The sequence below is a fragment of the Spirillospora sp. NPDC047279 genome (assembly GCF_040643285.1).
GTDB lineage: Bacteria > Actinomycetota > Actinomycetes > Streptosporangiales > Streptosporangiaceae > Spirillospora.
Map to the genome: position 1 here is coordinate 453,817 of NZ_JBEYUA010000007.1, position 24,860 is coordinate 478,676.

The window sequence follows — 24,860 nt, forward strand, 5'->3', positions numbered from 1 at the left end:
GTCAGGCCCCGTCCGCGGACGGGTACATGTCCCGGTGGGCCACGCCGAGAACGACCATGAGGTTGCGGAGGGCGACGGGGTTCATCCCGTGGGCCAGCAGCCACTCCGCCTTCCTGCCGGTGACCGCGCGCCGTTCCTCGGGACTGAGCGGATAGCGCGCCAGCACCGGCTCGGGCGCGGCCTTGAAGTCCGCGAGCAGGCCGGGGGAGTGCTCCAGCTCCCGCGCGAGGCGGTTGAGGCCGACGATGCTCACGGCGTCACCTCGAAGGCGCTGATGCCGATGCCGACCGTCCAGGCGGGCATCGGCCGGTAGGCGTGCACGCGGGCGGGCCCGCCCGCCGCGCCCGCGGCGACCAGCCAGGTGCGGATCTCCAGCGCGCCGTTGCCGGCCTCGTCCAGGATCCGGTCGTCCTCCCAGGCCACGACGTCCTCCGCCCGGCCCTCCTCGAGGAGGGCGAGCAGCCGGGCGTCGAACTCCTCGTTGATCTCCCCGAAGCGCGGGAGCCCCACCCAGTGGGACAGGCCGCCGGTGCCGATGACGCCGATCCGCGGGCTGCCGGGAAGCGCCCGGACGGTCTCGCGCAGCGCGACGCCGAGATCGAGGCAGCGGCGCAGGGACGGCAGCGGCGCGGTGTTGCAGTTGACGAACAGCGGGACGATCCCGGCGGCCGCGGCCGCCGGCAGCTTGGCCAGCGGCACCATGAAGCTGTGGTCCAGCGCCATGGTGTGCGAGCGGGACAGATCGAACCCGCGGGCGGTGAGGCCGCCGAGCAGCGCCTCGGCCAGGCCGGGACGGCCCGGCACGGAGCCGCCGGGGTTGCCGAACTCCGCCCAGCCGTGGTGCTCGTCGGCGAGGCCGAGGCAGAAGGCCGGGTAGTTCTCCAGCCCGAACGTCTCGTAGTGGTCGGTCGCGACGAGGACGACGGCGTCGAGGCGGGCCTCGGCGATCTCGGCGTCGAGCCGCCGCCAGGCGTCGTGCAGCACCCCGGACACCTCCGGGTCGGCCTGCGCGTTCTTGACGATCGCGCCCACGTGGGACGTCGCCGCGGCCAGGGCGAGGTACCCCATCAGCCCTCCTCTCCGGCGTGCTCCCCGGTGCGGAGCCGGATGTCGTCGGGATGGCCGTCGCCCCGCCGGACGACGTCGGTCGCCTGGAGCCGCCCGCAGGCCGGGCAGGAGTAGCGGCGCAGCTCCAGATCCGGGTCCAGGCGGGTGGCGTGGCCGAACTCGTGCACGTCGTGGCCGGCCTCGACGGCGGCGTACGCCCGCCAGGGCTCGCCGGCCGGGGAGAGCACGCGTCCGCAGGCGCACGCGACCCACCGCCGCCCGTCCGCCTGGACGATCTCCAGGCCGTCGCCCATCGGGTGGATCCTGGTCCGCGGCCCCTCGGGTTCCTCGGGCAGCGGCCGTTCCGCGGGCAGGGCGAGCCGCGCGGCCCGCAGCCGGTCGCGAACGGCGGCGGTGGCTTCGGGATCGACGCGGCCGTCGGCCGACAGGGCCGCGCCGTAGAGGCGCACGGCCGCCTGCGGGGTGATCGCGCCGAAGTCCAGGTCGGCCTGGACCCGCTCGGCGGGCCGGTCCAGGGGGTCGCCCCACCCGCCGCCCGCCTGCGGGACCGTCGCCAGGACGTCGTCGTCGCCCATGGGGTAGAGCCCCTGCCTCCCGCGCATCACCGGCCGTTCCCCCGACAGGTCCTCCACGGCCGGGATGCGCCCGGCGGCCAGCCGCGCCTTGACGTCACTGCCGCGGACGACCGTGCGGGTGTTCTGGGCTCCCGGGTAGCCGCCGAAGATGCCGGTGGAGTTGGGCACCTCCCAGCCGTGCGCCGAGTTCAGCGCGGTGACGTCGCGGCCCCCGTGCACGGTGTAGACCGCGCCCATGCTCATGCCGCCGCGGTGCCGCCCGGCGCCGCCGGAGTCGGCGACCAGGCCCCGCCACAGGTACAGCAGCGGCGAGTCCATCTCGACGGCCTCGACGTTGGAGATGCGCTGCCGTTCGATGTTGTGCTGCCCCTGGGTCCAGGCGCCGTCGCGGTGGGCGTAGGCCGCGCCGCCCGTCGCCAGGCAGTCCATGATCACGTAGGTCTGCCGGGCGCCGTTCTCCCCGGCTCCGGTGAGCACGAACTTGTCCGGCCCGCCCGCCGGGCCCGCCTGCGCCTCGCGCAGCAGATCGTCCGAGCAGGCCGCCAGCTTGGACAGGCATTCCGTGGCCGTCATCTCGACCAGCCAGCCCGCCTCGAGCGCCCCGCCGCTGACCGCCGCGGGACGCGAGGCGTTGCAGATCAGCCCGTCGGGGCACGTCACCTCGACCGGTGTGAACAACCCCTCGTTCCACGGGGCGTCGAACGCGAGGGTGGGCAGCAGCGCGGCCGCGATCCCGGCCATCATCCCCGAGTAGGCGCAGTTGATGTAGCCCTTGGCCTGCGGCGACGAGCCGGAGAAGTCGAAGTGCAGGGTGTCGCCCCGCTTGGTCAGCACCAGGTCGACCTCGTACGTCGCGTTCTCGTCCGACAGGGCCAGGCCGCCGTCGTTGTCGAGGTAGGCGCGCGAGTGCAGCCGCGCGTCCGGCAGGAGGGCGAGCCGGTTGCGCAGGCGCCGCTCCGACAGGTCGATGAGGTTCTCCATCACCGTGCGGACGGTGCCGGCCCCGTACTTCCCGGCCAGCGCGGTCATCGCGCGGATCGCGGTGTTGTTCGCGCCGATGAGGGCGCGCAGGTCCAGGTTGACGGTCGGCGCCATCCGGGTGTGCGCGAGGATCAGGTTCCACACGTCGGTGCGGACCTTGCCGCCGTCGACCAGCTTGGTCGGCGGCATCTGCAGGCCCTCCTGGTAGGAGTCGGTCGCGTCGACGCAGAAGCTGCCGGGCGTCATGCCGCCGACGTCGACCATGTGGCACATGGCGCCGGTCCAGGCGAGGAGCTCGCCGTCGAAGAAGATCGGCGCGATGAGGCCGACGTCCTGGGCGTGGACGGTGCCCTTCCACGGGTCGTTGACGACGAACATGTCGCCGGGGGCGATGCCGGGGTCCTCGGCGCAGTCCTCGATGACCGACCGGGTGATGGCGGCCATGGACGAGGCGTGCGACAGGATCGTGCGGCCCATCGCCGCGACCGAGCCGTCCGGGAGGTAGAGCCCGACGTTGTAGTCGCTGGCCTCCACGACGTGGGTGGAGCCGGAGATCGCCGCCAGGGTGGCGCCCTGCTCGTCGGTGATCGCCAGCAGCCGGTGCCGGATGACCTCGAAGGTGATCGGGTCGATGGTGGCGTTGGTGGTCACGCCTCCCCCTTGCAGTCGATGACGAGGTTGCTGTGCGGGTCGACCAGGAGCGCCTGGGAGGGGCCGACGACCACGGTGGTGCCCGAGAACTCCAAGATCGCCGGACCGCGGAGGGCCGCGCCCGCGCCCAGCCCCTCGCCCCGGTACACGCGGGTGGTGATCCGGCCCGTCTCGGGGAAGTGCACGTCCCGCTCCCCGATGAGCGCCGCGTCGGGGTCGGCCGAGCCCGGGTAAGGGCCCTCCCGGACGTCGGTGACCTTCACCCGGCCTTCCACCCGCAGGGTGTGGATCTCGACGCCGGCGCCCAGCAGCGCCGTTCCGGCGCCGTAGATCCGCTCGTAGGCGTTCCGGAACTCCTGGATCAGCTCGCGCAGGACGCCGGTGGTCACCGGGCCGTCCGGGACGGGGAGCGGGAGTTCGTGGGACTGGCGGCGGAACTTCAGGTAGGCGACGCGGGACAGCCGGGCCCGCGGGTCGCCGTCCAGGTCGGCGCGGCACCGTTCGGCGAGCGCGGTGAACGTCGCGGTGATCTGTCCGGCGTCCAGATGCGCGGCCGGATCCTCGACGCCTGGCGGCGTGCGGTGGACCTCCGTCGTCTGCACCGCCCGGTACCGGTCCGCGGTCACCGTGCCGTAGGCGGAATGCACCGTCGAGGTCGGCGGGACGACGAGCGTCGCGATGCCCGCGGCCTCGGTGTAGGCGTAGGCGTGGGTCGGCCCGGCGCCGCCGTAGGCGTAGACGGCGAAGTCGCGGGGGTCGTGCCCCTGCTCGACCGTCACCTTCCGCAGCAGGTCGGCCATCTGGTTGTCGGCGACCTTGCGGATGCCGGCCGCGGCCTCCTCGACGCTCAGGCCGAGCGGGTCGGCGATGTGCGCCCGGATGGCCTTCTCCGCGAGGGAACGCTCCAACGGCATGCGGCCGCCCAGGAAACGGGCCGGGTCGATGATGCCCAGCACGACGTCGGCGTCGGTCACCGTCGGGCGGTCGCCGCCGCGCCCGTAGCAGGCCGGCCCCGGCACCGAACCGGCGCTCTCGGGCCCGACGACCAGCACGCCGGACTCGTCCACCGACGCCAGGGACCCGCCGCCGGCGCCGATCGCCGTCACCTTGATCCGCGGTAGCGCCAGGTGCAGGTCACCGACCTCGCTGATCCGCTCGACCAGCGGTTCCCCGTCGATGATCAGGCCGACGTCGAAGCTGGTGCCGCCCATGTCGGAGGTGATGACGTTCGGGTGGCCGAGCCGGGCCGCCAGCGCGGTCGAGGCCAGCACGCCGCCCGCCGGGCCCGAGGTGAGCATCGACGACGCGCGGCGCGCGGCGTCCTCGGCCCGCATCACCCCGCCGCCCGAGTCCATGATCGAGAAGTCGCCGGCGAAGCCGGTGGACCGCAGCCGTCCCTCCAGGCCCGCGATGTAGTCGCGGATGACCGGCCCCAGGTAGCTGTTGACGACGGTCGTGGCCGACCGCTCGTACTCCCCGATGACCGGCGCGACCTGGTGGGAGAGGGTCAGGTAGGCCTCGGGCCACTCCTCCTCGATGATCTGGGCGGCCCGTTCCTCGTGCGCGCCGTTGACGAACGACCACAGGAACGACACCGCCAGGGCCCGCACGCCCTCGTCCCGCAGCCGCCGCAGGGCGCCGCGCACCTCCGCCTCGTCCAGCACGACGATCTCGTCGCCCCGGGCGTCGGTGCGTTCGGTGATCTCCACGATGCGCGAGCGCGGCACGATCGGGTCGGGGTTGCGGCGGCGGCTGTAGTGACCGGTCGCCGCTCCCATCCCCACCCACGACGTCATCGACCGCTGGATGAGCATCGTGTCGCTGAAGCCCCGCGTGGTGAGCAGCGCGGTCACGGCGCCCTTGCGCTCGATCAGCGCGTTCGTCGCGGCCGTCGTGCCGTGCGCGAAGTAACCGATCGCGGCGCAGAACTCCGCCAGGTCCGTCCCGTAGGACTCCGCGGCCAGCTTCAGGGCGTCGACCACGCCCTCCGACCGGTCCCGCGGGGTCGTCGGCGACTTGAACAGCCGGGGCGGATGGCCGTCCCGCAGGACGACGAGGTCGGTGAACGTTCCTCCGACGTCGGTCCCCACGAAGAACCGCGGTACCGGATCCGATGTACTTTCCACGCTTTCCTCACCAGAGTTGACGCGAGATCGTCGGCGCGAACGGAGATATGTCACCGATGTGACGACCGTGTTGCGCTTGCGACACTCTGCGCGGCCACTCAGACCACCGGCAATGCCCCGGTCCGCACTGCGGACCGGGGCACCGGCGTCGTCGAAAACCCTTCGGGTGAGGTGGCTAGGCTCGGGTGGCCTCCGGGGTGAGGAAGTCCCGGACCGTCCGGTCGAACTCCTCGCGCTGCTCCCACTGCGGCCAGTGCCCGGCGTCCTCGATGAGCCGGAACTCGCCGCGCGGGATGCGGTCGGCCATCTCGGCCCCCGCGCCCGCCGGGCCGGACGGGTCGTGGCTGGTCCAGATCACCAGCGTGGGCGCCTTGATCCCGGCGAGGACCTCGGGGGTGAGCATGTTGCGGCGCCGGACCTCGGGGTCCTGGAGGCACAGCAGATGCCGCATCGACCGCGCGAAGCCCGGCCGGGCGTAGATCGCCCGGCGGACCTCGACGAGCTCGTCGGTGACCGACGCGGGATCGGCCATGAGCCACTCCAGCCGGGCGCGGATGCGCTCGGGGCTCGGGTCGTCGGCCGCGGCCTGGCTGAGCGTCCTGATGCGGTCCATGACCTGCGGGGTCGCCATGGAGCCGCCGGGCGTGTTCAGGACCATGCGGTCGACGCGTTCCGGGTGGGCCGCCGCGAAGGAGGCCGCGACCCAGCCGCCGAGCGACTCGCCGCTCAGGTGCACGCGGCCGAGGCCGAGCGCGTCGAGCAGCCCGAGGAGGTGCGCCTCGTAGTCGGCGATCTCCAGGTCGCGGGTGGCCGGCGTCGTGCGCCCGTGGCCGGGGAAGTCGTAGGCGATCACCCGGAAACGTTCGGCGAGCGCCGGGACGTTCCGCGCGAACGCCTCCAGGTGGCCGCCGGTCCCGTGCATGAGGACCAGCGGCGTGCCCGTTCCCGCCTCCAGCACGCGCGTCGACCACTCGCCGACCTCCACCGTGCGGACCGTGAAGGAGGTGGCGGCCAGGTCGGTCCAGAGCGTCATCTGCTCTCCCTTCTTCCGGTATGCCGCCTACGACGCCGACTTGACCTGGTACTGGCCGTTCACCTGCGGCGAGGACGGGATGAACGGGAAGTCGTCGGGCGGCGGGATCGGCGTGTGCCGGTCCGGCGTGTAGGTGAACTGCGTCTCGGTCAGCCAGTGCCCTTCGGGCATCTTCAGGTCGTAGAACGCCTTCACCAGCGACCCGGGCGTCTTGTCGAGCGCGCCCGGCCGGGCGCCCGCGGCGGCGAGCAGGCGGAGCTCGTCCCAGGCCAGCGACGGCGTCGACAGGCTGTTGGCGATGGGCTTGCCGCCGGAGTACCGCTTGTAGAAGTCCTTGAACGTCGGCGACTGCGAACTCTCGGGCACCGCCACCTCGACCTTGAACACCAGGATCTCCAGGTTGGTGTTGGCCTCGCGGGAGCCGTACTTGTACGGGCCGCCCGCGGTGAGCGACATGCCGATGCCGGCGGCCGTGGGGATGTTCGTCCCGCCCGCCTGCACGCGGGCCTGCATCAGCCGGACGGCGGCCTCACCGGTCGTGTCGAGGAAGACGAAGCCGGGGTCGGTGGCGAGCATGCGCCGGTACGAGACGGACAGGTCGACGTCGGTCGCCACGAACTCGAAGGCGTTCACCTTGATGTCGGAGCCGGCCATCTGCGCCTTGATCGCCTGGACGACGCCCTTGCCGTACTCGTCCTTGGAGACCAGGACGCCCAGGCTCTTGATCCCCTTCTTCTCCAGGAGCGGGCGCAGCCCGACGAGCTGCGCGGCGCTGCTGGGCGCGGTCTGGAAGTGGTACGGGTACTTCTTCGGGTCGTTGAGGAGCGGGCTGGCGCCGAAGCTCACCGACACGATCTTCTTGCGGGTGAGCAGCGGCACCAGGGCCAGCGCCTCGGCGCTCGACCCGCTCGGGATGACCGCGTCGGGCGGGTTCGACCCGGACAGCGACTCCTGGAGCAGGCTCACCGCGCGGGTGGGGTCGGCCTGCGAGTTCTTGAAGTGGAGCTTGATCCGGCGTCCGTTGACGCCGTTCGCCTCGTTGATCGACTGCGCGGCCGCCTCGAGCGCGCTGGTGGTCGCCTTGACCGTCGCGGCGGTGGGCCCGGTGATGCCGCCGATGAACAGGACGTCGAACTCCTTGTCGTCGCCCTCGGCGGCGGTGCCGCACGCCGAGAGCAGGAGCGCGAGGGAGAGGGCCGCACCGGCGGCCGAGCGGTGTCTGAAGGTGGCGCTGAGTGTCAGCATGGGGTGGGCTTCCTTCTTCCGAACCTGTTCTGGGCCTTTCCGCGGACGCGCGGGGCGCGTCACGAGAGCTCGCTCTCCTCGGCCATGTACGCGCGCTGGATCGCGTCGCGGAGGCCGGGGTCGTCGCTGCGAGCGGAGTAGACGGTGCGTCCCACGTTCAGGACCACGACCCGGTCCGCCGCGGCGAGCGCGAAGTCGACCGCCTGCTCCACCAGGAGCACGGCCAGCCCGTGCGCCCGGAGGTCCTTGATCACGTCGAGCACCTGGCCGACGATCGCGGGAGCCAGGCCCGCTGACGGCTCGTCGAGCATCAGGGCCACGGGGTCGGCGACCAGCGCCTGCGCGATGGCGAGCATCTGCTGCTGCCCGCCGCTGAGCGCCGCCGCGGGCTGCTTCCTGCGCTGGGCGAGCACGGGGAAGCGCTCGTACATCTCGGTGACGAGCGCGCGCCCGCGCGCCTGGTCCCGGCAGGCGTAGGTGCCGAGGGCGAGGTTGTCCTCGACCGTCCTCGACCGGAAGACCCGCTTGCCCTCCTGGACGTAGGCGATGCCCGCGCGGGCCCTGCGGTACGGCGGCATCCGGGAGAGGTCGGCGCCGTCGAGCGTCGCGCTCCCGGCGGTGATCTTGTTCAGGCCGGCGATGGCGCGCAGGGTGGTCGTCTTGCCGGCGCCGTTGCGTCCCAGGAGCGCGGTCACCGACCCGCTGTCCACGCGGAACGTGGCGTCGCCGACGACGCGCAGATCGCCGTAGCCGGTGGCGAGGCCCTCGACCTCCAGAACGGTCATGCCCGGTCCGCCTTCTCAGTGTCGAGCCGATCGGTGCCGGGCCGGTCGCGGTCCGGCGGGTCGCCGTCGAGCCGGTCGGCGAGGACCCGGGTGCCGGCGATGTCGCCGCCCTGGCCCAGATAGGTCTGGACGACCTCGGGATGGGACGCGATCTCGGCGGGGGTCCCGGTGGCGATCACCCGTCCCTCGGCGAGCACGACGATCGTGTCGGCGAGCGCGCGGACGAGCGCGAAGTTGTGCTCCACCAGGAGGATCGTGATGCCGGCGTCGCGCATGCTCGTCAGCACCCGGACCAGCCCGTGGACGTCGTCCTCGTCGAGCCCGGACGCCACCTCGTCGAGGAGGACCAGCGAGCTGCCGCCGGCGATGGCCCTGCCCAGTTCGAGCATGCGGCGGGTGCCGAGGGCGAGGTCGGCGGCCTGCGTGCCGGCCTGGCCCGCCAGCCCGAGGCTCTCCATGATCTGCGCACCGGTGGCGCGCTCGGCCTTCAGCGCCCTCCAGTGGCGCGGGAGGCGCAGGGCGCTCTCGGCGAGGGAGATCCGGTGCCGGGCGAACCGCCCGGTGACGATCGTGTCCATCACCGTGAGCCCCTGCGGGATCAGCGGCGTCTGGAAGGTGCGGCCGACGCCGCGGCGCGCGACCTTGTACGCGGGCAGGCCCGAGATCACCTGGTCGCCGAGCCTGATCGTCCCCCCGTCGAGGGCGTAGTAGCCGGAGACGAGGTTCATCAGCGTCGTCTTGCCGGACCCGTTGGGCCCGACCAGCGCCGTGATCTGGCCCGGCCGGGCCTCGAACGAGACGTCGTCCACGGCGAGGTTGCCGCCGAAGCTCTTGCTCACCCCCGCCACGGTGAGCGCCAGCCCGTCGACGACCGGGAAGCTCACGGCGGCCGCGCCGGCCGGCGCCGCGTCCGAGGGGCCGGCGGCCGGCGCGGGCCCGCGGCGTGACCGCACCGCCGCCTTCGCCTTGCGCCCGAGCCGTTCGGCCACGCCCGTCAGCCCGTTGCGGAGCAGCAGGCCGCCGGCGATCAGGAAGACGCCGTACACGACCATCGCGTACTTGTCGAAGACCGTGATCCGCAGCGGCCCGATCTCCATCAGCGCCGCGCCGACGATCGCGCCGTACACGCTCGTCGCCCCGCCGAGGACGGCGGCCGCCAGGACGACGATCGCCAGCTCCAGCCCGAACGACAGCGGGGACAGGTAGGAGTCCAGGTAGGCCATGAAACAGCCCGCGATCCCCGCCGGGACGGCGCTGAGCGCGTAGACGGTGACCTTGGTCGCGAAGGGGGACGTGCCGATCGCCGTGGCCAGCACCGGGCTCTGCTTGAGGACCAGGAACGAGGCCCCGTGCCGGGAGACGACGATGTTGCGGAAGACGGCGAACCAGGCGGCCGTGACCACGATGACGACGACGTAGAAGGCGTTGTCGTCGAGGTCGGCGCCGAAGAGCGTGGGGACCGGGATCCCGTTCAGCCCCTCGAGCCCGCCGAGCCGGTCGCCGAAGACGCTGATGACCGAGGGGATCAGCAGCACCACGAAGAACGAGGTGATCGCGAGCGTCCAGCCGCCGAGGCGCAGGCCGGGCAGCCCGGTGACCACGCCCAGCAGGAGGGCCACCGCGACCGCCGCGATCAGGCAGGCGAGCAGGTCGTCGATGACGTTGATCGCGAGATAGCCGGTGGTGTAGGCGCCCGCCGCGTACAGCGGCACCTGCCCCAGGGCGAGCTCGCCCGCGTAGCCCAGCGTGAGGTTCAGCCCGCTGACGACGAGGGAGAGGATCGCGATCAGCAGGACCAGGCGGAGCGTCGCGCTGCTCAGGCCCATCCAGGGCAGAGCGGCCACCAGCCCGACGGTGACGGGCCACCCCGCGAGGGCGAGCCTCCGCGCCGTGCTCGTCCCCGCGCCCGTTGCCGTGCCCGTTGCCGTGCTCGTTGTCGCGGCCGTGGTCATACGACCCTCTCCTTCCGGCCGCCCGCCAGCCCCTGCGGGAAGGTCAGGAGGGTCACCGCGAACACCGCGAACACGACGATGTCCCGGTACAGCGGCCCGATGTAGCGAGCGCCCAGCGCTTCGACGATCCCGATCGCGAACGCGGCGAGGAGCACGCCCCGATGGCTCCCGACTCCGCCCAGTACCAGCACGACGAATCCCTTCACGGCGAGGACGAGCGCCAGCGAGGGCGCCGCGAACGTCTTGGCGACCAGCAGCGGCCCCAGCAGGCCGCCGACCGCGGCGGCGAAGGCGAACCCCCACATCGACAGCGCGCTCACGTTGATCCCGCGCAGCTGGGCCGCCTCCCGGTCGTCGATCTGGGCGAGCGCGGCCAGCCCGATCCGGGTGTGCCGGGTGCCCGTGTGCAGCGCGAGCGCGAGCACGACGGCCGCGGCGATGATGATCAGGTCGATCGGCTGCGCCCGGGTGCCGAGCAGGACGAGCGTCTCGTCCGGCCCGAAGAACGGGACGCGCAGCGCGTCGGACCCGTACGTGAGCGAGATGATCCCGGTGATGACGGTCGCGACGCCGACCATGGTCACCAGCTCGGCGCTCCCGCCGGCCTTGCGGAGCGGCTGGATCGCCAGCCGTTCCTCCAGGAGCCCGGCGAGCCCGGCGAGCAGGAAGGCCGCCACGAACACCAGGGGCGTCGCCAGGTTGCCGGTGCTGTGGGCCCAGTAGGCCACGTACATCCCGAGGACCATCAGGTTCGCGTGCGCGAAGTTGAGCACGCCCGAGGCCAGATAGGTCAGGTTGTAGCCGAGCGCGACCATGGCGTAGACCGCCCCGGTCGCGAGCCCGGCGATGATGTCGGTCATGATCGGTCTCCCGGCTGTTCCGCGTCTCCGGCGGCTCCCGTGACGTTCGGGAACCGGCCCGTGGCGACGCCCGCCATGTATCCGCCGTCGACCCAGACCACCTGACCGGTGAGGTAGGAGGCCGCGGCGCTGTTGAGGAAGGCGAGCACCGCCGCCTGCTCGCCCGGCTCGGCCGTCCTGCCGAGCGGTCGCGGGATGGACTCGAGGAAGGCGGTCCCCCTGGACCGGCGGGACGCGTCGAGGATCGGCGTGTCGGTGAGCCCCGGGGCCACGCAGTTCATGCGGACGCCCCGTCCGGCCAGCTCGACCGCGCGCGTCATCGTGTACCAGACCAGGGCGTCCTTCGACACGGCGTAGCCGGTGCCGATCCGGGCCCGGTGCTCGCGGCACCAGCGCGCCGCCGCCGGGCGGTCGGCCGTGGCCAGCAGGCCGGCCACCAGCTCGCGCCGCCGCAGGTAGTGGGAGGCGGCGATCGAGGCGGTGTTCACGACCGCCGCGCCCGCGGGCATACGTTCCAGCAGCCGCTCGGTGAGCTCCCGCGTCCCGACGAAGTTGATCCCGATGATCTCCGCCGGGTCGGCGAGCCCGGAGACCCCCGCGACGTTGAAGAGGGCGTCGATCGGGCCGTCCAGGGCGCCGGCGGTCCGGGCGACGGACCCGGAGTCGGCGAGGTCGACGAGGTGGAAGGCGGCGACCGGTGCCGAGGTGGCCCGGCGGTCCAGGCCGATCACCTCGGCGCCCCGGCGGTGCAGGAGGTGGACGAGGCGCTCGCCGATGCCCGACGCGCATCCGGTGACCACGACCCGCTTGCCGGCGTACTCCTGCCGGTCCTGGCTCGCGGTCATGCGGTCCTCCGCCGTTCCGGGTCCTCCAGGCCGGAGGCGCCGTGGGCGCCGGCGCCGGGCCCGGTGTCCGTGGCGGCGCGGGCGTCGGCGATGTCGTTCGCGGCGACGTACCCGAACGTCATGGCCGGGCCGAGCGTCGCCCCCGCACCCGCGTAACTGCGGCCCATGACCGTCGCGGACGCGTTGCCGGTCGCGTACAGCCCGCCGATGGCCGAGCCGTCGGCCCGGAGCGCGCGAGCCCGCTCGTCGGTGCGGACCCCGCCGTTGGTCCCCAGGTCGGAGAGCACGAGGGCGAAGGCGTAGTACGGGCCCTCGCCCAGCGGCGCCAGGTTCGGGTGGGGCAGCGTGCGGTCGCTGTAGTACCGGTCGTAGACGCTGTCCCCGCGGTGGAAGTCCGGGTCCCGGCCCGTCCTGGCGGCCCGGTCGTACCGGTCGGCGGTGCGCCGCAGCCGGCCGGCCGGGACGCCGATGCGCTCGGCGATCTCGTCGAGCGTCCGCCCGGTGGCGACGGATCCCGACGCCTCCCAGGAGGCGGGCAGTCTCCGCCCGGTCGGGACGGGCGCGAACGGGATCCGGGGCAGCGGCAGGTGCCCGAAGATCACATAACGCCGCCAGCACCACTCGTTGGTGATCAGCCAGACCGGGACGTGCCGGACGCCCGCGGCCTCGCCGGAGATCATCGTGGCGCCGAAGTCCTGGTACGGGGCCGCCTCGTTGATGAAGCGGTCGCCGTCGCCGTTGACGATGAACTGCGCCGGCATCATGCGCTCGTTGAGGCTGAACTGCACCCGCCCGTCGCCCCAGGCCACGGCGGGGTACCACCAGGCGCCGTCCATGAGGGCGACGTCCGCGCCGGCCTCCTGGGCGGCGACGATGCCGTCACCGGTGTTGGACGTCGCGCCGAGGCTCAGCGCCGGGTCGGCGTGCGGCTGGTGGGCCCGGCGCAGCTCGGCGCCGTGGTCGAACCCGCCGGACGCGACGACGACGCCGCCGAGGGCCCGGACGCGCCGGACGGTCCCGCCCCGGCTGATCTCGGCGCCGGTCACCCGCCCCGCCGCATCGGTGATCAACGAGGTCATGGGGGAGTCGAGCCACAACTCCAGCCCGCGTTCGCGGAACGCCAGCATCAGCCGGGTCATGAGCGCCTGGCCCATCGTCACGACGCGCTCGCCGAGCAGCCGCGCCCGCACCATGCGCCACAGCAGCCGGAGGAAGAGGAGCTTGCCCTTCCACGTCTGGCGGAGCCGGTAGAAGTCGACGAGCTCGTTCGGGCCGATCCACAGGCCCGGGGGAGCGACGGCGTGCGGCGGGAGGAGGCGGTCGGCGTCCTCCCCGAGCCGGCGCAGGTCGATCGGCGGGATGTTGATGACGCTGCCCTCGGCGGAACCTCCCGGGACCTCCGGGTAGTAGTCGGGGTAGCCGGGCTTCCACACGAACTCGAGGTGCTCGCTCGCCTCCTCCAGGAAGGCCATCATCTTCGGAACGTGTTCGAGGTAGGCCTTCAGGCGGCCCTCGTCGACCGTCCCCTCCGTGATCTCGCGGAGGTAGCCGAGGACGTCCTCACGTTCCAGGCGCACGCCCGCGCGGACCTGCGGCGGAGCCCCGGGGGCCCAGATCCCGCCGCCGGACAGCGCGCTCGAACCGCCGAAACGGGCGGCCTTCTCCACGACGAGCGTGCTGAGCCCGCGCGCGTCCGCCGCGAGCGCCGCGGTGAGACCGCCCGCGCCGGACCCGATCACCAGGACGTCGACGGTGCGGTCGTGGTCCTGGTCGCTGCGATTGTCGGTCATTCTCCCTCCACCTCTTCCGGGATTGCGGTGGACCGGTTCAGGGCCAGGGCCGAGCCCAGCCGCCGGGACGTCGCCGACGCCCGCTGGGCGATCGAGGCGGCCGCGACGCATCGATCGGGGCGCAGGAAGACGACCGACTCGCGGTGCGCGTCGAACCAGGTCTTCAGCGGGCCGGGATCGCCGACGACGTGCACCTCGGGCGGGAAGGACTGGGCGCCGAGCTGCGCGGCCGGCACGACGGCGACGAGCCGCGCCCCGAGCCGCCGCCAGATCGCCAGCGCGTCGTCATCGAGGATCGCCGTCGGGTCGTTGTTCCAGCACAGGACGGCGAACCAGCCGCCGAGCGCGTCGTCGAGGAGCATCACGCCGTCCTCGGTCCGGACCTTCGGCTGGGGGAACAGCCGGCCGACCGGCGAGTCGGGGCCGGACGGCGGGACGATCGCCCCGGTCCGGTACCGCGGCATCGGCTTGAACCGCATCTCGACGACGTAGCGCTTCAGCGAGGGGAACGCCGAGGCGGCGGAGGCCACCCGGTCGCGCGCCCAGGCGAGCCGGCGGTCCCGGATCGAGATGATCCGCCCGACCGTGGTGGACAGGTCGATCATCGCGCGGGCGTGGTCGCGCCGTTCCTGGTCGTAGGTGGACAGCAGGTCCTCGCCGCTGAGGCCGAGAACGACGGCGGCGAGCTTCCAGCCGAGGTTCGCGGCGTCGCGGATCCCGCTGTTGTACCCCTGCCCCTGCCAGACCGGCATGAGGTGGGCGGCGTCGCCCGCGAGGAGCACACGGCCCTTGCGGAACGTTCCCGCCAGCCGGGAATGATGGGTGTAGACCCGGTGCCGGATGACCTGGACCTGTGCCGGATCCGGTACGAACGGCCGCAGCAGGCGGTGCAGGAACTCCGGTTTCTCCGCCTCGTCGTCCGCCTCGTCCGGCATCATCATGAACTCGAACCGCCGGATCCCGTGCGCGATCGAGATGGAGGCGAACGGCCGTTCCGGGTCCGCTCCGACGTAGCTGTTGGGGGAGCCCAGCGGGTCGTTCTCGATGTCGACGACGAGCCATCGGGTCGATGACGTCGTCCCCTCGAACGCCGTGCCGAGCAGGCGCCGGGTGAGGCTGCGGCCGCCGTCGCAGCCGACCAGGTAGCGCGCCCGGACCTCGCGGACGGAGCCCGTTTCGGAGCCCGTTTCGGAGCCCGCCTCGGAGCCGGCCCCGGAGCCCTCGGCGGAACGGATCCGGACGGTCACCCCGTCGCCGGTGTCGCGGAAGGTCTCCACCGGAGTCCGCCAGGCCACCTCGACCGAGGGATGCCGCGACAGTCCCGCCAGGAGTTCGGCGTCGACGAGCGGCTGCACGAATCCGTTGCGCTTGGGCCAGCCGTAGTCGGTGCCGCTCGGCGCGATCTCGGCGAGCACCCGGCCCTTGCCGTTGACGAAGCGCAGGATCTGGTTCGGGATCGTGTGCCGCTGCACCCGGTCGATGAGCCCGATCGCCTGGAACGTGCGCAGCGACTCGTCGTCCAGGCCGACGCCGCGCGGGTAGTCGATGAGCGCCGCGCGCTCCTCGGCCACGAGCACCGAGACACCGTGCGCGCCGAGGAGGTTCGCGAGCGTCAGCCCGACCGGACCGGCGCCCACGATCAACACGTCCACACGATCTCCGGACGCGGGGGGCGGCGCCGTGGGGCGGGGGCTGGAACCCATCGGTGATCCTTCACTGCCAGGGGGACAGCATGTGCAAATAACGCGCAAGCTGTTGCGATATTCACAACCTAGGTCAGCCACCTGCGGTTCGTCAACGGTTCACCCCTCGAACGCGAGCGAAGGTGTGAATATAATGAGCCTTGTGTTGTAAATATCGCTCAACTGGCCGTCCAGGTCACAGATGGGAGGCGCGAGCCATGACCGCGTGGGATCACGAGGTGGACGTCGTCGTCCTCGGCAGCGGCGGCGCGGGACTCACCGCGGCGCTCGCCGCCGCGTCGCACGGAGCGTCCGTCGCGGTGTACGAGAAGGCCGCGACCGTGGGCGGGACGACCGCGGTGTCGGGAGGAGTGGTGTGGGTGCCGGCGCACGACCGGGCACCCGGCGTCGACCTGCCCGTCGAGGACGCGCTGCGTTACCTCCGCGCCCAGTCCCTGGGCTCGATGCGGGACGACCTCGTCGAGACGTTCGTCCGCACCGCCCCCGGCATGATCGACTTCGTCGAGGCGCACAGCGAGGTGCGCTTCGACGTCGCCACCGGCTTCCCCGACTACAAGCCGGAGCTCCCCGGCGGGAAACCCTCGGGCGGCCGCTCGCTCAGCCCCGCCCCGTACGACGCGTCCCGCCTCGGCGCATGGCGCGAAAGGATCACCGCCTTCCCGGCGGACTGGAGCGACGTCGGATTCGACGCCGAGACCCGCGCCCGCCTCCACCCGTCGATCGGCGCCGCGCCCGGATCGACGTGCGTCGCGGGCACCGCCCTCGTCGCCGGCCTCCTCAAGGGCCTGCTGGACGCGGGCGTCGTGCCGCGGACGAACGCCCGCGCCGTCGAACTCCGGACCGGTGACGACGGCGCCGTCATGGGCGTGCGCATCGAGGCGGGCGGTGAGCGGATCGAGGTGCGTGCCCGCCGCGGCGTGATCCTGGCGACCGGCGGTTTCGAGTGGGACGACACGCTGGTCGGCGCGTTCCTCCGGGGCCCCATGCACGGCGCGGTGTCGCCGCCGAACAACACCGGGGACGGGCTGCGCATGGCCATGGCGCTCGGCGCGGAACTCGGCACCATGGGCGAGGCGTGGTGGGTGCCCATCGTCCGGATCCCGGGGGACACCATCGACGGCCGCCCGCGCAGCCGGAGCGTCAGGCTGGAGCGCACCCGCCCCCGCAGCATCATGGTCAACCGGGCCGGCCGCCGCTTCGTGAACGAGTCGTGCGACTACAACTCCATGGCCGGCGCCTTCCACTACCTCGACCCCCGCGACGGGTACGTCAACGACCGGGCGTGGATCGTCTTCGACTCCGTTCACCTCGCGCGCTACGGCTTCCTCGGCGTCGCCCCGGGGGAGCCGGTCCCGGACTGGTTCGCGGAGTCGGCCGACCTGGCGTCGCTCGCCTCGGCGACCGGCATCGACCCGGCCGGGCTGGCGCACACGATCGAGGAGTGGAACCGCGGCGTCCGGCGCGGCGAGGACCCGCGCTTCCAGCGCGGATCGAGCGCGTACGACGGCTGGTGGGGCGACGAGTCGGCGGCCACCGCCGCCGGGCGCACGCTCGGCCCGCTCGACACGCCGCCGTTCTACGCGGTGCCGGTCTCGGTCGGCGCGATGGGGACCAAGGGCGGCCCGCGCACCGACCACGACGGCCGCGTCCTGCACGTGTCCGGCACCGCGATCCCCGGCCTGTTCGCCGCGGGGAACGCCATGGCGGGCGTGACCGGGCGGGCCTACGGCGGCGCGGGCGGAACGATCGGCCCCGCGATGGTCTGGGGATACCGCGCCGGTCACCTCGCGGCGACGGGCAGGGCGGCGACGGGCAGGGCGGCCCCGGACCACGCGGCCCCGGACCACGCGACCGCGGACCACGCGGCACGGTAGCCCGGCCCCGCGCCCGGCCCCGCGGGCACACCCGCTGGGCCGGGCGACGGCGTCCTTCCTACCCGGCGAAGAAGTCCAGCAGCAGCTTGTTCATGATCTCGGGACGCTCGATCTGCGGGCAGTGGCCGGCCCCTTCGACCACCACGGAGGAGCCGCCCGGGATCCGGGCGGCGATCTCCGCCGCCCAGCCGGGCGGCTTCAGCTTGTCGTGCTCGCCCTCCACCACCAGCACCGGGACGGAGATCCGGTCGTACGCCGGTTCGCTCCGCGGGGCCGCCGGGCTCGCCACGGCGGCCGGGTCCTCGGACGCGGGGCGGCGGAAACGCGCCGCCGCGATCGACTCCCAGGCCCCCGGGGCGACGCTCGACTCGTACCGCCGCCGCACGTAGCCGTCATCGGCCGGATACGACGGATCGTGGAACAGCGCCTCGACGATCCGCCGCATCGCCGGCAGCGTCGCGTCGTACTCGTACAGCGCGTCCGAATGCGGGTTGCGCAGGATCTCGCCGCCCCCGCAGATGGTGACCATCCTGCTCACCGGCAGCGCCGGCGCGTCCGACACGGCGTCGGTGAGGAGCATGACGGCCCCCATCGAGTTCCCGGCGAAGCACGCGGACCCGATCCCCAGCGCCGCGCAGAAACGTGCGACATGCCGGATCCTCATCCCGCGCCCGTCGACGAAGTCCACCACCTTCGCGGACCGGCCGAAGCCCAGCAGATCCGGGGCCAGCACGCGATGACGCCCGGCCAGGGCGGCGATGGTGTTCTCCCAGGCGAACTCCGCCTCGGCGCCGAACTCGCCGCCGTGCAGCAGGACGACCGGGTCTCCCTCTCCCGCCTCGAGGAAGCCGGTGACGAGCCCGTCCACCACGATGGTCCGCCGGCTGACCGGCACCGCCGCCACGTCGTTCACGCCGCACCGTCCAGCGGGACCGCGGTGGTCGTCGCGAATCCGGCGAGCCACTCGGGGATCGCCCGGTAGTAGGAGGAGCGGACCGTGTACGGGCCCGCGGCCGCCAGCGCCGCGTACGCCGCGATCCAGGTCCGGACCTCGGGCGCGGAATGGCCGCCCTCGGCGACGAACCACTCGTTGTCGCGCTCGTCCACGGCCGCGAAGTCGCCCGCCGCGAGGGAGCGCAGCACCAGCGCGTCCCAGTCGGGGTTCAGCGGGCGGTAGCCCCCTCTGCCGTGCGTGAACTCGCTCGCGGCCTCCACCGTGCGGCCCTCCCTGAGCGCCCGCTGCTCCGGCGAGGGGTTCCGGCCGTGCTTCAGGCGTTCCGCGACCTCGGGCGGCGCTCCGTTCAGCCGCGGCACCGGCGGGTCGTGCGACAACCCTCCCGAACCGATCAGCAGGACGCGGCGGTCCATCCCCCGCACCGCCTCCCCGACCGCGGTGCCCAGGAGCCGGGCACGGATCGCGGGCCCCAGCGGCTCGGCGACGCAGTTGACGAAGACGGGGACGATCGGGATCGCCGCCGGCGCGCCGAACAGGAACGTCAGCGGCTGGACGAACCCGTGGTCGACCCGCATGTCCTCCGAGATCGCCACGTCGACGCCGCTCGCCAGGACCTTCTCCGCGATGGTGTAGGCGGCGTCCCGGTCCACGTCGAGCGGCCCGGCGGGCAGCCCGTAGTCCCCGACGGACGTGGCGGCGGCGCCGACGCAGAAGGACGGCATCATGTCGTACAGGAACCCGTTGTAGTGGTCGGGTGCGAAGATCACGGCCAGGTCGGGGGCGAAGTCCCCGACGAACGCCCGCGCCGCGGCGAGCTCGGCGTCGACCTCGGCCCTGACGCCCGGCTCTGGATCGTGCAGGCCGATGAGCGGTGAATGGGATGTCGCGCACAGGGCAACGGGCACGTCGGATCCTTTCTGAGGGCGCCACCGCCCGGCGCGCGTCGTTCGCACGCCGACCCTCGATGCTGTATCATTATTTACATACATGTGCTCTATATATGTGCAATGCTAAGGACTGCCCGGTGGGCCGTCAACGCCGTGGTCACGGCCGGGTGAGGGGATGCGTTCATGGCGGAATCCGCAACGGGGCGTACGCAGGTGGGCAGCCAGACGCTCGCGCGCGGCCTTCGCGCCTTGCTGATGGTCGTGGAGTCGAGCGGTGGCATGACCGTCCAGGAGCTCGCCCGCGAGCTCGGCGTCCACCGGTCCATCGCCTACCGGCTCCTGCAGACGCTCGCCGACTTCGGCTTCGTCGCCCACGGTGAGAACGGGACCTACCACCCGGGGGCCCGCCTGGCCACGCTCGCCGACACCTACCTGCCGGCGTTGCGCGAGGCGGCGATCCCGATCATGCGCGAGACGGCGGACGACCTGGGCTGCACCGTCGCGCTGTTCGTCGCCGAGGGCGACGAGGCCGTCGCGATCGTCCTCGTCGAGCCCACGACGACGTCCCACCACATCGCGTTCAAGGCCGGGATGCGCACGCCCATCGACCGCGGCGGCGCCGGTTACGCGCTCCTGGCCGCCGAGCCGCCCGTCCAGGGCGAGCCGGCGGCCGTGACCCGGGCCCGCGAGCGCGGCTACGCGACCAGCGAGGGCGAAATACTGGTCGGGGCCTACGCGATCGCGGCCTACATTCCCGGCACCCTTCCCCGCACCTGCCTCAACCTCATCACCCACCGGGAAGACCAGGCGAAGGCGGCCGAAGAGCACATCGTGCAGGCCGCGCAGCGAGTCGGCCGCGCCCTGCACCCGGCGCGGCCCGGCGATGCCGGCGGGACGGTCTGAGAGTCCGCGGACCAGCGATCAGGCCTGCGGCGGGCCGGTCGTCGCCCTAGCGCGCGGTGGCCGTTTTCAGGATGGCCGTGGCCTCCGGCAGGCCCATGTACCGCAGGCGCGCCTCGGCCATCTCGTCGGTCCATCGTTCGGCGATGTCGTAACGTTCGGTCGCGCCGGTCTCCAGCAGCTCGCGGCCGGGGAACACCTCATAGCCCTCGAGCAGGTCGGCATGGTCCCGCATGCCCTCCTGGAAGAGGTTCTCGCGGCGCAGCACGTACTTGAGGACGGGCACCTCGTCCCAGAGCCTGCGGCCCTCGGTCACGATCTCCATGGCCCGTGACCGGTAGCCCGGCTCGCGGATGAGGTGTTCGCGCACGATCGAGCTGCCGACGGTCAGGTGCCGGATCTCGTCGATTCCGGCGCCGTGGGCGATCTCGCCGGCCGCCGGGTCGAGGCGGTCCCACTTGCGTTCGCTCAGCTCCGCGGCGGGGGCCAGGACCCCCTCGACGACGATCGTGAACGCGGCCACGGCACCGACGAAGTCGCCCTCGTCGCGCACGGTGCGGACCACGAACTCCTCGATGGGCGTGAGCACGTCGGCCACGTAGTCGGCGGACAACTCCGCGATGGTCTCGTGCAGCCGTTCGGCGGGCACGCCGAGCTCGACGAGGTGGTCGCGGAACACCCTCGCGTGCCTGGCCTCGTCGAGCACCTGCGTCGCGAAGAACTCCATCTCCGGGACCCCCGGCGCCTCGGCGACGAAGTAGGACAGGGCCCGCGCGGCCCGGTCCTCGGCGACCGACCGCCAGCCCAGCTCCAGGATGAGCGCCTCGCGGAGGGGGCCGTCCTCGCGCATGAAATCGGGGGTGGCCGCGGTGGCCGAGTGCCCGGTCTCGGCCCGCCCGAGCAGGGTGCCCTGCGCGACGGCGGTCAGCCAGTACGCCAGGTCGCAGTCGCGGGTGGTCATGGTCAGGTTCATCGCGCCGTCGAGCAGGTCGGGCGCCAGGTCGAAGTCAGCTTCCCGTGGCACTGAACGCGTCATGCCGGCCTCCTCTGTGGTCGTTGCCGTCGCCGTTCCGGGTGTGGGTGGCCTCGCGGGGCAGGAGGCGGAGCATCCCGTCGTGCAGCCGCCCCGTGTAGTGCAGCAGGGGGCCGCCCTCGCCGTCGCGGGCGGTGACGACCTCGCCGATCAGGAGGTTGTGGTCGCCGGCCGGGACCGTCGCGGTGAGATGGCAGCCGAGCGACGCCAGCGATCCGCCGATCCACGGCGCTCCGCTGAACGCGTCGGGCTCCCACTCCAGATGGTCGAACTGGGCCGGCCCGCGCGGCCGGGCGGGGTCGGCGAACCAGCCGGCGAGCGCGGACTGCCGCGTGGACAGCACGTTCACCGCGAAGCGCCGGGCCTCGCCGATGAGCTCGGCGAGCCCCGACCCCTCGCGCAGGCACACGCCCACCAGCAGGGGGTCCCGCGAGATCGCGGCCACCGAGGAGACCGTGGTGCCGCGGACGTCGTCGCCCTGCCACACCGTCAGCACGGCCACGCCGGTCGCCAGGCGGCGGACCGCCCGGCGCAGCTCCACGTCCAGATCGGCCGCCGTCATTTGACGGGCACTCCGGCGGCGGGGGCCGGGACCCGCCCGTCCTCCGGCCGCCCGGTGGCGATCTCGTCGACCAGGCGGCGGTAGCCGGGCGCCTCGTGCGGCTCGAACGGCAGGCCGAACGGCTTGAGGAAGTTGCCCCAGATGCCGCGGTCGCCCCAGATGTGCCACGGGATCGCGAGCAGCGCCCACTCCCAGCCGATCGTCAGCCCCCAGGCCACGATGACCGCGCCCTGCGTGATCTGGCTGTGCAGGATGTTGTAGGCGATGTAGTAGTTCTTCGAGATCCAGCCGGTCGAGCTGCGCCGGAACGCGATCGCGCCGGGGAGGTAGCCGATGAGGTCGATGTAGGCGAACAGGACGAGCGCCGGCAGCCAGCGGATCTCGCTCCAGTTCATGACGAGCAGCACGTTCACGGCGATCCAGGCGGCCACGTACTCGGCGCGGTGCAGCCGGAACGTCGTCGGGCTCTCGAAGGGGTTCTTCACATCCATGGCCGGGTTCCTTCTCGAGGGTCAGGTCAGCCGCAGCGGCTGACCGGTGAGGTAGTCGACGAGGGCCTCCGCCATGGCGGTCCGCGACGGCGGGTGGTAGGCGAGCGGGCGGACGGCGGCGATCAGGTAGGCGATGTCCGGCGACCGGATGAACGCGATGCCGCCGAGCAGTTCGGCCGCCATGTCCGAGGCCTCCCTGAGGGCCTGCTGAACCGCGTACCTGGCCACCAGGACCGCCGACACGGCGGCGTCGCCGGTGAGCCCGTCGTCGAGGGCGCGGGCGGCGCCCTCGACCAGCGCGACGGCGGACTCCAGCTGGAGCGCCGCCTGCAGGCGGTCGGTCACGCTGCCCCGCCCCCTGGCCAGCGCCTGCTCCACCAGGGCGCTCGCGGCGCCCACGTAGACCGAGGTCGCCAGCATCTCGAACCAGGCGAAGCCGGTCGTCTGGAGGTCGTCGAGCCGGTCCGGGGAGTCCGGCTCGGTCCGGATGACCATGTCCGCCGGGACGAACACGTCGTTGAGCCTGACCTCGTGGCTCTCCGCCCCGGCCAGCACGTCGCTCAGCCAGAACCTGTGCACCGAGATGCCCGGCGAGCCGGCCGGGATGAGCAGCAGGGCGAGCGTGTGGGCCCCGTCCTCCGGCACCGCGACGCTGGCCGTGAGCAGGTCCATCGAGTGGGCGAGGCTGCACGGCTTCTTGCCGCCGTTGACCAGGTAGCCGCCCTCGGTGACGCGGGCGGTCGCCGCCGGGACGACGATGTTGGCCCCCGGCTTGCCCTCGGCCCACCCCGAGGCCACGAGCAGGTTGCCCGGCGCGATCTCGGCCAGGACGTCCAGCTGCGCCGGCGTCAGGCGGCCGGCGCTCCCGGCGAGCGAGAAGAGCGTCGCCGTCGTGTAGTGGTGCATGGTGGTGGCGGCGCCCAGCGAGGGCGAGTACGACGACATCGCCCGCATGACGCGCGCCGCGCTGAGCGCGTCCACCCCCATCCCCCCGTACTCGGCCGGAACCAGCAGCCCGGGTCCGCCGAACTTGCGGAACAGGCCGAGCACCGGCCCGCCCGGAGCCTCACGTTCGGCCAGGGAGACGTCCGAGAGAGCGCCGCACAGGCCGGGGTGATGGCGCTCGCACACCTCACGAGCCTCATCCAGGGAGCGCATCGATCAATCTCCGATCTGTTTCCGTATATCTCCCTGAAATGATTGCAGCCTGTTCTGACGCGCGGCTGACGCAAAGGGATCAGATCGTTCATGCATAAGGCGGCGAGAACGGTGTCAGTGAGATGTCAGTGCCGGGTCCGAGGCGACTGCGATGATGTGACGCACCGTCGAGTGGCGAGAGGTAAGGAGACCTATGTCCACCTCTGATGATTCTGCCGGGGTCGCAACCGAGATCGAGAGTACGCTGCGCCGTTATCCCGGCATCGCGCGCGCCCGCGTGCTCCGCGATGCCGACGACCGGCTGGTGGCAGAGGTGCTGCCATGGGGAACGCTCTCCGTGACCGCCGACAGCGGGGTCCTCGCCGAGCTGGCGAGCATGAACCTGACCGAGACGCGGTTCCTGCACGACGAGATCTTCGTCGACGAGGCCTATCTGCGCGGCGGAATCGTGCTCCGCGAGAACGCCGTGGTGTTCGACGTCGGCGCCAACATCGGAATGTTCAGCCTTTTCGTCGAGGCGCGCTGCCCGTCCGCGAAAGTGTTCGCGTTCGAGCCGGTCCCCGAAGTGTTCGCCGCGCTCCAGAAGAACATCGGCGAACGCGGCCTCGCCACGCGGGCGTTCAATTTCGGGTTGTCCGACCGCGAGCAGGAGGTCTCGTTCTATTACTACCCGGACGTGTCGATCATGTCGTGCCGGCACGACTACACGAACTGGGACAACGAGGTCGAGCTGATCAAGCTGTACGTCGCGAACGAGCGGCGCAACGGCCCGCCCGGCCGCGCCGAGCACCTGGCCGAGGTCGAGGGGCTGGCGGCCAGGGACTTCGAGTTCGTCGAGCGCCCGTGCCTGCTCCGCCCGATGTCGGCGGTGATCGATGAGGCCGGGCTCGGCACGATCGACTGGATCAAGATCGACGTCCAGCGTGCCGAGTACGACGTGCTCCAGGGCATCGAGGACCGGCACTGGCCGCTGATCCAGCAGATCAGCATGGAGGTGCACGACGAGGCCGGGTCGCCGACCGAGGGCCGGGTCGGGCGGGTCACGGCGCGGCTCGCCGAGCAGGGCTTCCGCGTCAGCGTGGAGGTCGAGGAGATGCTCCGCGACACCGGCCGCTACGCGGTCTACGCCATCCGGCCCGGCTACGACGCCGACCCGCGCCCGGTGGCGACGGCGCACGAGGTCGATCCCGGATCGGTCGCCGACTGGCTGTCCGACCGCCTGCCGGCCGACCTGCTGCCCGATCTGGTGGTCGTCGTCAACGACCTTCCCCGGTCGCCCGCCGACCTTCCCCGATCGCCTCAGGGGCAAGCCTCCTAGACCTCTGGGGCGGGCCGAGGGCCCGGCCGCCGGGTGAACCCCGCGGCCGGGCCCTCGTCTTGATGAAC

21 protein-coding genes are annotated in these 24,860 nt (G+C 72.7%); 3 read left to right on the plus strand and 18 right to left on the minus strand.

Annotation, left to right across the window (positions count from 1 at the left end):
* Position 1: 1 nt before the first annotated feature.
* The 12 genes from ABZ810_RS20880 to ABZ810_RS20935 all read right to left on the minus strand — a co-directional run bounded on the left by ABZ810_RS20880 (position 2) and on the right by ABZ810_RS20935 (position 15,614).
* Positions 2-253, minus strand: a complete 252-nt coding sequence (locus ABZ810_RS20880; RefSeq protein WP_358405331.1) for a hypothetical protein — start codon at positions 251-253, stop codon at positions 2-4.
* Positions 250-1,068, minus strand: a complete 819-nt coding sequence (locus ABZ810_RS20885) for a hypothetical protein (RefSeq protein ID WP_358405333.1) — start codon at positions 1,066-1,068, stop codon at positions 250-252. The genes ABZ810_RS20880 and ABZ810_RS20885 overlap by 4 nt, the downstream gene beginning before the upstream one ends.
* A complete protein-coding gene (locus ABZ810_RS20890) occupies positions 1,068-3,275 on the minus strand; it encodes a hydantoinase B/oxoprolinase family protein (RefSeq protein ID WP_358405335.1) in 2,208 nt (735 codons plus the stop codon). Before ABZ810_RS20890 ends, ABZ810_RS20885 begins: the two co-directional genes overlap by 1 nt.
* A complete protein-coding gene (locus ABZ810_RS20895) occupies positions 3,272-5,365 on the minus strand; it encodes a hydantoinase/oxoprolinase family protein (RefSeq protein ID WP_358405337.1) in 2,094 nt (697 codons plus the stop codon). Before ABZ810_RS20895 ends, ABZ810_RS20890 begins: the two co-directional genes overlap by 4 nt.
* A 211-nt stretch (positions 5,366-5,576) precedes the next feature.
* Positions 5,577-6,434 (minus strand): alpha/beta fold hydrolase, encoded by an 858-nt coding sequence (locus tag ABZ810_RS20900; RefSeq protein WP_358405340.1) that lies wholly within the window; start codon positions 6,432-6,434, stop codon positions 5,577-5,579.
* Between the two features lie 27 nt (positions 6,435-6,461).
* The gene (locus ABZ810_RS20905) at positions 6,462-7,679 is read right to left on the minus strand and encodes an ABC transporter substrate-binding protein (protein WP_358405342.1); all 1,218 of its coding nucleotides are present in this window, start codon (positions 7,677-7,679) and stop codon (positions 6,462-6,464) included.
* 59 nt (positions 7,680-7,738) lie between these two features.
* Complete coding sequence (locus ABZ810_RS20910; protein WP_358405345.1) at positions 7,739-8,464, minus strand: ABC transporter ATP-binding protein; 726 nt, start codon at positions 8,462-8,464, stop codon at positions 7,739-7,741.
* Entirely contained in the window at positions 8,461-10,416 is a 1,956-nt protein-coding gene (locus tag ABZ810_RS20915) for a branched-chain amino acid ABC transporter ATP-binding protein/permease (protein ID WP_358405347.1), read from the minus strand. The genes ABZ810_RS20910 and ABZ810_RS20915 overlap by 4 nt, the downstream gene beginning before the upstream one ends.
* Positions 10,413-11,276 (minus strand): branched-chain amino acid ABC transporter permease, encoded by an 864-nt coding sequence (locus ABZ810_RS20920; RefSeq protein ID WP_358405348.1) that lies wholly within the window; start codon positions 11,274-11,276, stop codon positions 10,413-10,415. Before ABZ810_RS20920 ends, ABZ810_RS20915 begins: the two co-directional genes overlap by 4 nt.
* Complete coding sequence (locus ABZ810_RS20925; RefSeq protein WP_358405349.1) at positions 11,273-12,121, minus strand: coniferyl-alcohol dehydrogenase; 849 nt, start codon at positions 12,119-12,121, stop codon at positions 11,273-11,275. Before ABZ810_RS20925 ends, ABZ810_RS20920 begins: the two co-directional genes overlap by 4 nt.
* The gene (locus ABZ810_RS20930; protein WP_358405350.1) at positions 12,118-13,911 is read right to left on the minus strand and encodes an FAD-binding protein; all 1,794 of its coding nucleotides are present in this window, start codon (positions 13,909-13,911) and stop codon (positions 12,118-12,120) included. The genes ABZ810_RS20925 and ABZ810_RS20930 overlap by 4 nt, the downstream gene beginning before the upstream one ends.
* Positions 13,908-15,614, minus strand: coding sequence for a bifunctional 3-(3-hydroxy-phenyl)propionate/3-hydroxycinnamic acid hydroxylase (locus ABZ810_RS20935; RefSeq protein WP_358405353.1), 1,707 nt, complete (start codon positions 15,612-15,614; stop codon positions 13,908-13,910). Before ABZ810_RS20935 ends, ABZ810_RS20930 begins: the two co-directional genes overlap by 4 nt.
* A 197-nt stretch (positions 15,615-15,811) precedes the next feature.
* Here ABZ810_RS20935 and ABZ810_RS20940 point away from each other — a divergent pair, with 197 nt between their 5' ends.
* Positions 15,812-17,488: an FAD-dependent oxidoreductase gene (locus tag ABZ810_RS20940; protein ID WP_358405357.1), complete on the plus strand. Its 1,677-nt coding sequence runs from the start codon at positions 15,812-15,814 to the stop codon at positions 17,486-17,488.
* Positions 17,489-17,546: 58 nt separating this feature from the next.
* Here ABZ810_RS20940 and ABZ810_RS20945 read toward each other — a convergent pair whose 3' ends face one another.
* The gene (locus ABZ810_RS20945; RefSeq protein ID WP_358405358.1) at positions 17,547-18,401 is read right to left on the minus strand and encodes an alpha/beta hydrolase; all 855 of its coding nucleotides are present in this window, start codon (positions 18,399-18,401) and stop codon (positions 17,547-17,549) included.
* Positions 18,398-19,348 (minus strand): 3-carboxyethylcatechol 2,3-dioxygenase, encoded by a 951-nt coding sequence (locus tag ABZ810_RS20950; RefSeq protein ID WP_358405361.1) that lies wholly within the window; start codon positions 19,346-19,348, stop codon positions 18,398-18,400. Before ABZ810_RS20950 ends, ABZ810_RS20945 begins: the two co-directional genes overlap by 4 nt.
* A 165-nt stretch (positions 19,349-19,513) precedes the next feature.
* Between ABZ810_RS20950 and ABZ810_RS20955 the strand changes: the two genes are divergently transcribed.
* Positions 19,514-20,233 (plus strand): helix-turn-helix domain-containing protein, encoded by a 720-nt coding sequence (locus ABZ810_RS20955; protein WP_358405364.1) that lies wholly within the window; start codon positions 19,514-19,516, stop codon positions 20,231-20,233.
* 46 nt (positions 20,234-20,279) lie between these two features.
* Here ABZ810_RS20955 and ABZ810_RS20960 read toward each other — a convergent pair whose 3' ends face one another.
* Genes ABZ810_RS20960 through ABZ810_RS20975 form a run of 4 tightly spaced genes read right to left on the minus strand, consistent with a single transcriptional unit; the run spans position 20,280 to position 23,474 of the window.
* Complete coding sequence (locus ABZ810_RS20960; protein ID WP_358405367.1) at positions 20,280-21,266, minus strand: hypothetical protein; 987 nt, start codon at positions 21,264-21,266, stop codon at positions 20,280-20,282.
* Complete coding sequence (locus ABZ810_RS20965; protein ID WP_358405369.1) at positions 21,238-21,825, minus strand: flavin reductase family protein; 588 nt, start codon at positions 21,823-21,825, stop codon at positions 21,238-21,240. Before ABZ810_RS20965 ends, ABZ810_RS20960 begins: the two co-directional genes overlap by 29 nt.
* Positions 21,822-22,316 carry a hypothetical protein gene (locus tag ABZ810_RS20970; protein ID WP_358405372.1) on the minus strand — a complete coding sequence of 165 codons (495 nt, stop codon included), beginning with the start codon at positions 22,314-22,316 and terminating at the stop codon, positions 21,822-21,824. The genes ABZ810_RS20965 and ABZ810_RS20970 overlap by 4 nt, the downstream gene beginning before the upstream one ends.
* Positions 22,317-22,337: 21 nt before the next feature.
* Entirely contained in the window at positions 22,338-23,474 is a 1,137-nt protein-coding gene (locus tag ABZ810_RS20975; protein ID WP_358405374.1) for an acyl-CoA dehydrogenase family protein, read from the minus strand.
* A 193-nt stretch (positions 23,475-23,667) separates the two neighbouring features.
* On the opposite strand from ABZ810_RS20975, the gene ABZ810_RS20980 reads away from it, so the two are divergent.
* Complete coding sequence (locus ABZ810_RS20980) at positions 23,668-24,792, plus strand: FkbM family methyltransferase (protein WP_358405376.1); 1,125 nt, start codon at positions 23,668-23,670, stop codon at positions 24,790-24,792.
* Positions 24,793-24,860: the final 68 nt, after the last annotated feature.